This is a genomic window from Oleiphilus sp. HI0079 (assembly GCF_001635105.1).
The window spans coordinates 1-9,462 of sequence record NZ_LWFT01000894.1 but is presented as its reverse complement, the minus strand read 5'-3'; the positions used below and the strand labels follow the sequence as shown (position 1 = coordinate 9,462).

Annotated in this window: 9 protein-coding genes; all 9 read left to right on the top strand. The window is 47.3% G+C overall.

What is annotated here, in order from left to right:
* On the top strand, positions 1-680 hold a 680-nt coding region (locus A3750_RS16490; protein ID WP_156498660.1), incomplete at its 5' end, for a class I tRNA ligase family protein.
* A gap of 40 nt (positions 681-720) precedes the next feature.
* A complete protein-coding gene (gene lspA / locus A3750_RS16485; RefSeq protein WP_068452085.1) occupies positions 721-1,230 on the top strand; it encodes a signal peptidase II in 510 nt (169 codons plus the stop codon).
* 59 nt (positions 1,231-1,289) lie between these two features.
* On the top strand, positions 1,290-1,748 hold the full coding sequence (locus tag A3750_RS16480) for a peptidylprolyl isomerase (RefSeq protein ID WP_068452082.1): 459 nt from the start codon (positions 1,290-1,292) through the stop codon (positions 1,746-1,748).
* Positions 1,749-1,750: 2 nt separating this feature from the next.
* Complete coding sequence (gene ispH, locus A3750_RS16475; RefSeq protein ID WP_068452080.1) at positions 1,751-2,701, top strand: 4-hydroxy-3-methylbut-2-enyl diphosphate reductase; 951 nt, start codon at positions 1,751-1,753, stop codon at positions 2,699-2,701.
* Positions 2,702-2,977: 276 nt separating this feature from the next.
* Entirely contained in the window at positions 2,978-3,502 is a 525-nt protein-coding gene (locus A3750_RS16470; protein ID WP_068452613.1) for a GspH/FimT family pseudopilin, read from the top strand.
* A 26-nt stretch (positions 3,503-3,528) separates the two neighbouring features.
* Positions 3,529-4,020, top strand: a complete 492-nt coding sequence (pilV, locus tag A3750_RS16465; protein WP_068452610.1) for a type IV pilus modification protein PilV — start codon at positions 3,529-3,531, stop codon at positions 4,018-4,020.
* A 9-nt stretch (positions 4,021-4,029) separates the two neighbouring features.
* Positions 4,030-5,115: a PilW family protein gene (locus A3750_RS16460; RefSeq protein WP_068452607.1), complete on the top strand. Its 1,086-nt coding sequence runs from the start codon at positions 4,030-4,032 to the stop codon at positions 5,113-5,115.
* Between the two features lie 9 nt (positions 5,116-5,124).
* Positions 5,125-5,652 carry a PilX N-terminal domain-containing pilus assembly protein gene (locus tag A3750_RS16455; protein WP_068452604.1) on the top strand — a complete coding sequence of 176 codons (528 nt, stop codon included), beginning with the start codon at positions 5,125-5,127 and terminating at the stop codon, positions 5,650-5,652.
* A gap of 49 nt (positions 5,653-5,701) precedes the next feature.
* Positions 5,702-9,462 (top strand): pilus assembly protein (locus A3750_RS16450; protein WP_255374886.1); only part of this gene is annotated, 3,761 nt, incomplete at its 3' end.

Below are 9,462 nucleotides of genomic sequence, written 5' to 3'. Positions count from 1 at the left end.
AGTTCTGTGTTGGTGAACTCGGTGGTTTTTATCTCGATATCATCAAGGATCGTCAGTACACAACGCAAGCCGAGAGCCTAGCTCGCCGTTCTTGTCAGACAGCGATGTACCACATTCTAGAAGCGATGACGCGTTGGATGGCGCCAATACTTAGCTTTACCGCAGACGAGATCTGGGCGTTCATGCCTCAGCCGGCGAAAGGAGAGCGAGAAGATAGCGTTTTCTTGGCAACATGGTATGACGATCTTGCCGTACTCAGTGATGATGAGACTCAGGGTCGTGAATTCTGGCAAGCCGTGATGACAGTAAAAGAGGCGGTCAATAAGCGGATTGAAGAGGAGCGGAACGCTGGCAATGTGAAGGGCGGTTTGACGACACAAGTCGAGCTGTTCTGTGAAGGTTCGCTTGCCGAAACCTTGTCCTCGCTTGGCGAAGAATTGCGTTTTGTTTTAATTACGTCGAGTGCAAGTATCAAGGGCTTGAGTGATGATGCTCACACTGAAGCGAAACCGAGCGATATGGACGGCTTGCTGGTGAAGGTTAGCCCGTCTGACGATGCAAAGTGCGATCGCTGCTGGCATCATCGCCCTGAAGTCGGCACGATTGATGCCCACAAAGACTTGTGTCAGCGTTGTGTCGATAACATTGATGGAGAAGGCGAGAGAAGAAGCTTCGCATAGCTTCTTCTTAAGCGCGAGTACCCACAAATAGAGAATACGCATGCTTAAGTATTTATGGTTGTCGCTTGTTGTGATTGTGTTGGACTTGTACACAAAGTACCTTGCCAGCTCACAGCTTGATTACGCGATCCCTGTTCCAATTATGCCGCATTTTAACTTAACGCTACTCCATAATACGGGAGCAGCGTTCAGCTTTCTGGCTTCAGAGTCAGGTTGGCAGCGCTGGTTTTTCATTGTTTTAGCCGCCGGTGTCAGCATCGCGCTAGTACGATGGGTCTATACACTTAAAAATGATCGTTGGTTGGCTGTTGCGCTTTGCCTTGTTCTGGGCGGTGCGCTTGGTAATTTGTACGACCGAGTCGTCCTTGGATATGTTGTCGACTTTTTGCATTTTTACTGGGGTGATTATCACTTTCCCGCCTTTAATCTCGCAGATAGCGCAATATCCGTTGGTGCGGCCATGCTGGTTCTGGATATATTTCGAAATACGGACTCAGATGACGTAACGCCAAAACGGGACAAAGATCGCGCCGAATCGCGTGCGATCTAACAAGGTTGAGTAGAGTGTTTTTATTAAGCCCTGTGGGCTGATTACGGTAGGATGTCGCTTTGAGTTTAAAAGTTGCTGAAGATACGCGTGTTACGTTGCATTTTTCATTGAGTCTGCAAGACGGCTCTGTTGTTGATTCTAACTTTGAGGGCGCTCCCGCGTCTTTTGAGTACGGGGATGGCCAGTTGCCTGATGGCTTTTTAGCTTGTCTTGATGGACTTTCAGCGGGTGAGGAAGGTGCTTGGTTAGTGACTCCAGAAAAAGCCTTTGGCATGCCTAATCCAAACAACGTACAAACGTTCAAACGTTCTGATTTTGCGAGTGACATGCAACTAGAGAAAGGTTTGGTCATCTCCTTTGCGGATGCGAGTCAATCTGAACTGCCGGGTGTCGTCAAGCAGTTCGATGATGAAGAAGTCGTGATTGATTTTAACCATCCCTTGGCCGGTGAAACACTTACCTTCAAGGTGAAGGTCGTTGCGATAGACGCAATCAATGATGGGGCAACGCAGCACTAGTTATGAAAATTCAACTTGCTAACCCGCGTGGCTTTTGTGCCGGTGTTGACCGCGCTATAGAAATTGTAAACCGTGCTCTGGAAGTATTTGGCGCTCCGGTGTTTGTGCGTCACGAAGTTGTCCATAACCGTTTTGTGGTAGACGACCTGAAAAATCGTGGTGCGGTGTTCGTTGATGAATTAGATGAGGTTCCAGATGATGCGCTAGTTATCTTTAGCGCGCATGGTGTTTCGAAGGCGGTTCAAAACGAGGCGAAAGGCCGCGGTTTGAAAGTCTTTGATGCTACTTGTCCTCTTGTGACGAAAGTGCATCTAGAAGTGAGTAAGTTCTCAAAAGACGGTATGGAGTGTGTACTAATTGGTCACGAAGGCCACCCAGAAGTAGAAGGTACTATGGGGCAGTACGACGACACTAATGGTGGCACAATTTATTTAGTCGAAGATGTTGCTGATGTTGCCACCCTATCGGTCAACAACCCTGCGCAGCTTGCTTATGTTACCCAAACCACACTTTCAGTAGACGATACGTCGAAGGTGATTGATGCTTTGCGCGAGAAGTTCCCAGAGATTCAGGGCCCGCGCAAGGATGACATTTGCTATGCAACGCAAAATCGTCAAGACGCGGTTAAAGGTATGGCGCAAGCCGCAGAGTTGATGCTTGTGGTTGGTTCCCCTAACAGCTCTAACTCGAACCGTTTACGCGAGTTGTCTGAACGCATGGGCACCAAAGCCTATTTAATTGATGATCAGTCACAAATTGAAGCCGCTTGGTTAGATGGTGTTGATACGGTTGCGGTTACCGCCGGTGCCTCGGCTCCTGAGGTGCTAGTGCAAGCGGTGATCACGCGCTTGAAAGAGCTTGGTGCGTCTTCTAGCGAAGAAGTATCTGGTCGCGAGGAGAATATCGTCTTCTCAATGCCCAAAGAGTTACGTATTCCTGCTCAGAATATTTAATTCCCTTTAAGTGTAAAGTGCGAGAGTGAGGTCGGACGGTCTCACTCGCGATCACTTTGCTGGTTCATCCTTGCCTCAATTTCTATTTCTAGCCTATCTCCCTGTTTTTCAAGATCTTTTCTTACAAATTTAAAAACATTGTCTAAGCTCAAGTAAGGGCTCGAAATTTATGTGCGTTTTGTCGCAATTTGCTTGCTGACTAACCACTTATCCAAGGATAAGACCGTTAGTCGCAGAGCATTCAGTGATTTTCAGCCAACGAATTAGAGTGTATGTATGAAAAACCTATCAGGCTGCATTATGAATCAAGCAAGAGAAAAGCAATCTGGCTTCACCATTCTGGAGTTAGTAATAACCGTTTTAATCGTGGGTATTGTTGCTGCGATCGCGGTACCTAGTTTCTCTAATTCAATTGCGCGAAATCAAATCAGTTCAACGGCCAATAATTTGGTGGGCGCTTTTAACATGGCTCGAACAGAAGCGGCGCAACGTGGCGGCAACGTTCATATTGGCTCCGCATCTGGAACATCCGATTGGAGCTCGGGCTATCAAATATTTGTTGATGGTGATGGTGATGGTGCTTATGACGCAGGTGAGGAGCTTCGTGTTTATGAAGCGATATCAGGCGGCCTTAGCCTCAATGAAGATGGAGGAGAGGATACAATCAACTTCAATGCTATGGGGTTTTCATCGGATGTCGTTACCTTTTCTTTATGCTCTAGCGTTGCGGCGCTTCGTGACCGTCAGATTGATGTGACGCTTTCTGGCAGGGTGAATATTACCCAAATTGATTGCCCTTAATAATCGTAAGTCGTGAGATGTTAGCTATGAGAACGGATCTAGTGATAAAGAAAAAGCAAAACGGCATCACTATTATTGAGGTTTTGGTTGCAATGTTAGTGTTGTCTGTTGGTCTATTGGGTATGGCGAGTTTGCAGGTGCGTGCGGTTAGTGACACCACCAACTCAAGTTTTCGCAGTATTGCGATTTATTATGCGAATGACATGGCTGATCGTATGCGTGCAAATCGAACAGCCCTGTCTACAGGTGCGTACAATGTCCATACCGGCGGTTCTGACAAAACGGCTACTTGTTTGGCCGTTGGCGGCTGCTCGTCGGCTGATATGGCCGCGCATGACAAATGGGAATGGCAGGACAATATCTCTGATGCATTGCCTGCGGGCAGAGGTGAGATTTCTCAAGCTGCTGGCATTTATACAATCTCTGTCTTTTGGTCCGACCGTGTAGAGCAAGAAAACGCGGATGGTGACAGAATCGGTACAGATGAAACGTCTGTGAATTTTGTTTTTCAGCCTTAAGGTGTTTTTATGAAACGTTTTACTATTACTAAAACTCCAACAGGCTTCTCACTGGTAGAGTTGATGGTAGCTTTGGCTTTGAGCTCTGTATTGTTGGTAGGCCTGTTTCAAATTTTTAATTCGAACCGTCAGGCATTTAGCATGCAGGATGGTATGGCTCGGGTTCAGGAAAGTGGCCGAATTAGCATGGAGTTCCTTGCTCGTAGCGTTCGAAAGGCTGGCTATATGGGCTGCGCAGGAGGGATCGGTAATTTTTCAAGCATTGTCAAAGCGAGTGCATACAACGATGGCGAGTTTGAAGCCGCTCTTAACTCTTTTGATGGCAACAGTGGCCTTATTGGTTATGAGAATGTCACGGATACAACCGGTACCCCATTAGGTGATGCAGGTATTGTTATCGGAACGGCAGAAGCGCAAATGATTAGTGGAACAGATGCGCTTTCCATGCAGGGTGTGCGCCCGTGTTCGGGCGGCAAGGTTGTAGGGGGTGGAACTGGGTCTGCGCAGCTATTTGTTGAAAATGCCGCAAGGTGTGGTTTGTCTCAAAACGATATCGTTATTGTTGCAAACTGTGATTCGGCAGAAGCGTTCGGGATATCTAATAGTCCAAACACCGATCCTGACAACGATGTAAATAACATCGCGCATGGTGGTAACGTCAATATCAACCCACCATTTTTAAGCGGTACGTATGTTGATGACTCATATATTTACAAGCCTGATTTTACTTTTTTCTATATTGGTAATGGTGCTAGCGGAGAACCAGCGCTGTACATGAAGAGCCTTCGTTACAACGCTATAAATACCGACTTTGGATCATTTGAAGTTGCTGAGGGGGTAGAAGATATGCAGCTGCTCTTCGGCGAGGATACTAACGGAAACCAAGCTGTTAACCGATACGTGACTGCGGATCTTGTAACGGACTGGAATTCGGTTTTGGCTGTTCGTTCATGTTTGGAAATTCGCTCTCAAGATAGAGCTGTTTCTGACGCGCAAACATACAAAGATTGTGCTGGTAATGATGTTACTGCTGCCGATGTGCGTTTCCGTAAAGCTTATCAAACGACCGTTGCGATTCGTAATCGAGTGAATTAGGAGAGTATCGTGAATAGAAACAAACAGCAGGGTGCTGCGCTTTTCGTCTCGTTAATCTTTTTGTTGATATTGACGGTTCTTGGTGTTGCATCAATGAACGACACCATTATGCAAGGAAAGATGGCTGCAGCGATCCAAGACGGAAATGTTGCCCTGCAAGGTGCTGAAACGGCTATTCGAGACGCAGAAACATTTCTTAATAATATTACCTCAACCGGCGGTTTTGATAATAGCAGTTGTTTGTATCAGGAGGGGGATGGCCCCGATCCTTTTGATGCGACAATCTGGGCATCTGCGGCGGGAGAGGATACATGCGAAGCGAGCGCGCTCGCAGGCCAGACGAATGCAGCACGCTACTTCATAGAGCAATCAGGTGGTGTTACGGATACCTCTACGGCAACGAGCGTGAGCTTACCAACGTATTCGCATGAAGCCGGCTCGGGAACGATTCGCGCGTTCCGTATTGTTGCCAGAGCAACGGGCGGCACGACAAGATCACAACGATTTATTGAAAGTTTTTACGCGCTTCGCTTCTAAGCGTAGCCGTCAAAAAAGACCCTGAACTTATTTCAGGAGGAGTAAGAAAATGAACAGTATCCAACGAAAACTGACATGGTGTATGTTTGTCGCCTACATGAGTGCTCCTGCGGTCGTGCATTCTACCCCGTGGAATTACTCAGACTCTCCGCTTTGGCTTGGTACTTCGGTTCAGCATAATCTCATGTTTGCCATTGACGACTCTGGAAGCATGGACTTTGAAGTGTTGTTTGCGAATAACGATGGAGCTATTTATCTTAACGATAATGGCTTCTTCGCAGATAGTTCAGGTGCTCTATACGAAAGCGGTGACAAATATACTTATCTGTTCCCTAATGGCTATAGTGGTAGTTATAACGGTGAACGTAAGAACAATAACCACTATGCTATTCCTCCTGTTCCTGCTTACGCCTTTGCTCGATCGCCTTCGTTCAATTCTGCGTATTATGATCCTTCGGTCACTTACAATCCTTGGCCGAATTTTGATGAGTACTCATCAGACCCTACCAAAGATACTTTCCTTGATGCCGATGTTGATAACACCGCGTTTGAGCCAATTTCGGATTTAAATAGCGTAGGTACTTTGGCACTGTTTGCAGACCATGACACAGCGAGCAATACGGACGACCAATGGGCCTTCGATATTCAAGATGACGCCATGGTATGCGATGAAAACGGGAATACCTGTTCTACAGGGCAGCGTGACGATACTTATTATCCTGCGACATACTACTTAAAAGATACTGAAGGAAGTTATTGGTACCATCCAGATGGTGATGAAGTTTCTACTGCAAATACATTAGTGATAGAGGCAGAGTCAGCGTTTCCATCTAATCTTCAAGGCAATATGCTGGAGACAACAGCTTTGATCTTGGGCGCTGTTGAACCGCAAAAAAACGATCTAGCAAGTTTTGCCAATGCCGCAGCGACCTCCGAAGGTCGTTTTATTGGCACTTTAGAAGCGGGCGGTGCAAGTAGTACAGGTAGTGCTCCTCCTGCGTCCGTTAGTTCTGCAACCTATACCTTTACAACGCCTTCTGACTCTGGTGATTATAAGATTTGGTTTAGAGCGCTTGGCCCAGATGGCAGCGGTGATTCTTTGTGGGTTAAATTGCATGGAAAGACGAGTGCTGACATAACGCCTGCGAATGGCAATAATGATTGGGATGCGACCGAGACTGATGTAAATAAAATGTTTGCGGGTATTAGCTCAGATAATACATGGGGCTGGGCTGAGTGGGCGGAAGTCAATCTCACAGGGAATACGTCTTATACACTCGAAGTGCGCTACCGCGAGGGTGGTACTTTGCTTGATCAAATCGTCGTCACCAGTGCGGCGATGGCTCCATCGGGAATCTTATCCCAAGCCCTTATTCCTGCAGCCGCGACCAAAGAACAATTTTTATGTTCATCGCCTAACCCTTTGCATTATCAACTCTTTGCTCGATTCCCTGGCCGGTTTTCTGTTGATGAAGCAAAAACACAAAGCATCGATGGTCTCGCATACGACGGCTCTTGTTTAACGAAATATGAGATTGCAAATGGCTGGGTTGATGATCCAGACGACGGTGCTCCTAATGGTGTTTCTGGCGAGCTTAAAAATGTGGAAGGTCGTATTGAGCGAACCACTGCGGAAGAAAAACAGAATTTCGCAAATTGGTTTAAGTATTATCGTAAGCGCCACCAAGCGATGCGTGGAGGCTTGGCATCGGCGATGCAAGGCGTGAACGGTATTCAAACTGGTTTATTTTGGATTAATAACCGCCGATCTGTTGAAGCTGGCGACATGTTTGACATGGACACAACTACAGGAGTTAAAGACTTCTTAAGTGACCATCTAGAATATGTGAGTGGTGGTGGTACGCCGCTGCGTAGTGCGTTGAAGCATGCACTGACTGAGTACCAAAGTGCTAGTGGCCCGATAGGTAGCGAATGTCAGAAAAACTATACCTTGTTATTTACCGATGGATATAACTCCGAGAAATCCGTTGATGGTATTGGCAATGAAGACGGAAGCGCGGGTGCACCTTATCAAGATAGTTATGATGATACGCTCGGTGATATCGCCTATAAGGGCTACAGCGAACAACTAAGAACAGATTTGCCAGCGGGCAACGTGAAGGTCGCTGGAGCATGTGGAGACGGCACGGCCGAGGCTTGGGAAGATTGTAATACCAATCTACACATGAATACCTATACAGTGGGATTAGGGGCTAAAGGTACTATTTTTGGTGTTACGCACAATGACATGGAAGACGCGCACACGACGCCACCCACATGGCCTAATGTAAACAATTCTCGCGATGCGCGTCAGATCGACGATTTGTACCATGCCGCAGTGAATGGCCGTGGAGGTATGTATAGCGCGGCAACACCTGATCAGCTAAAAACTGCGCTGGGTGCAGCTCTGTCTGACATTATCGCGACCATAGGTAGCGGTTCTGGGGTCACATTCAACGCTTCTTCGTTGCAATCTACCGAAGGCACAGCGATTTTTACCTCCATCTTTAATGCGGCCGACTGGACTGGTGATGTTGGCGGCTTGTTGCTTGATCCAACCTCTGGAGCGGTCGGCGATCCTATTTGGGAGGATAGTAATGGCGATCCGACTGCAGCGGCGTATTTGTTGAATTCTCGAGATCTCGAGGATAAACCACGTACCATCCTCACGTGGGGTAAAGATGCTGACGGTAATCCTGAAGGAGCGCCATTTCAGTGGGATAGCTTACAGGACCATCAAAAGCTTGATCTGAAGACAAACCCAGATGGTAGTGTTCGTGATGCGACGTATCCTTTTGTTTCGGGTGACCCTGATTATAACAGTGATGACGCTACGAACTTTGATGCCGATGCCGATGGTAAAGCACGGTTAAATTTCCTGCGAGGTGATATTCAAGCAGACATGACGTTAGATACTTACGTGTCTGGTGCGAAGGCCAGTTATGATTTGCGAGATCGCTTGGACCCGGCCACCGGTTTGCCCAAGCGTTTAGCCGATATTGTGCACTCTGCGCCGGTTTATGTTGGTTCGCCAGCGTCAATCTGGCCAGATGATGGCTATTTTGGCGGCGCTGCGGATGATGGCTCGCAACGCTATAGTGCTTTTAAAACCGCTAAAAAGGACCGTACGCCTGCCATTTATCTTGGCGCCAATGGCGGTATGCTGCATGGTTTTAATGCCTCGGTTTCTGATTCTAACGGGGGGCAAGAGTTATTAGCTTATGTACCTAATGCGGTTTATTCGTCTTCTGCGGGTGAGGGCCTTCATTATTTGACGGACCCAAATTATTCGCACAAATACTATGTTGATTTAAGCCCGGTGGCGCAGGATGTTTATACCACGGTTGATGGTTCTAATGACATGGCGTGGAGAACAATGCTCGTTGGTGGATTGAGAGGTGGTGGTCGAGGGCTGTTTGCGCTTGATGTCACCGACCCTGTGGATTTTTCAGAAGATCCTGCCAAAGCGGCGAACACGGTTATGTGGGAATTTACCTCACAAAACGACGGCGACATGGGTTACCAATTGTCGCCGCCTATGGTCGCTATGATGAATAACGAAAAGTGGGCGGTCATCTTTGGCAACGGTCACTCCTCAGATTCTGGCTATGCAAAGCTGTTCATTTTGTTTGTGGAGGAAGGACTTGATGGAACTTGGACGCTTGGTAGCGACTATCTGAAAATTGACACTGGGGCGGGGGATTCTGTTAACAAGAATGGGCTCTCAGGCGTTACTTTGGCAGACATCGATGGCGATTATGTAGTAGATAGAATCTACGGCGGTGACTTGTACGGAAACATGTGGGCGTT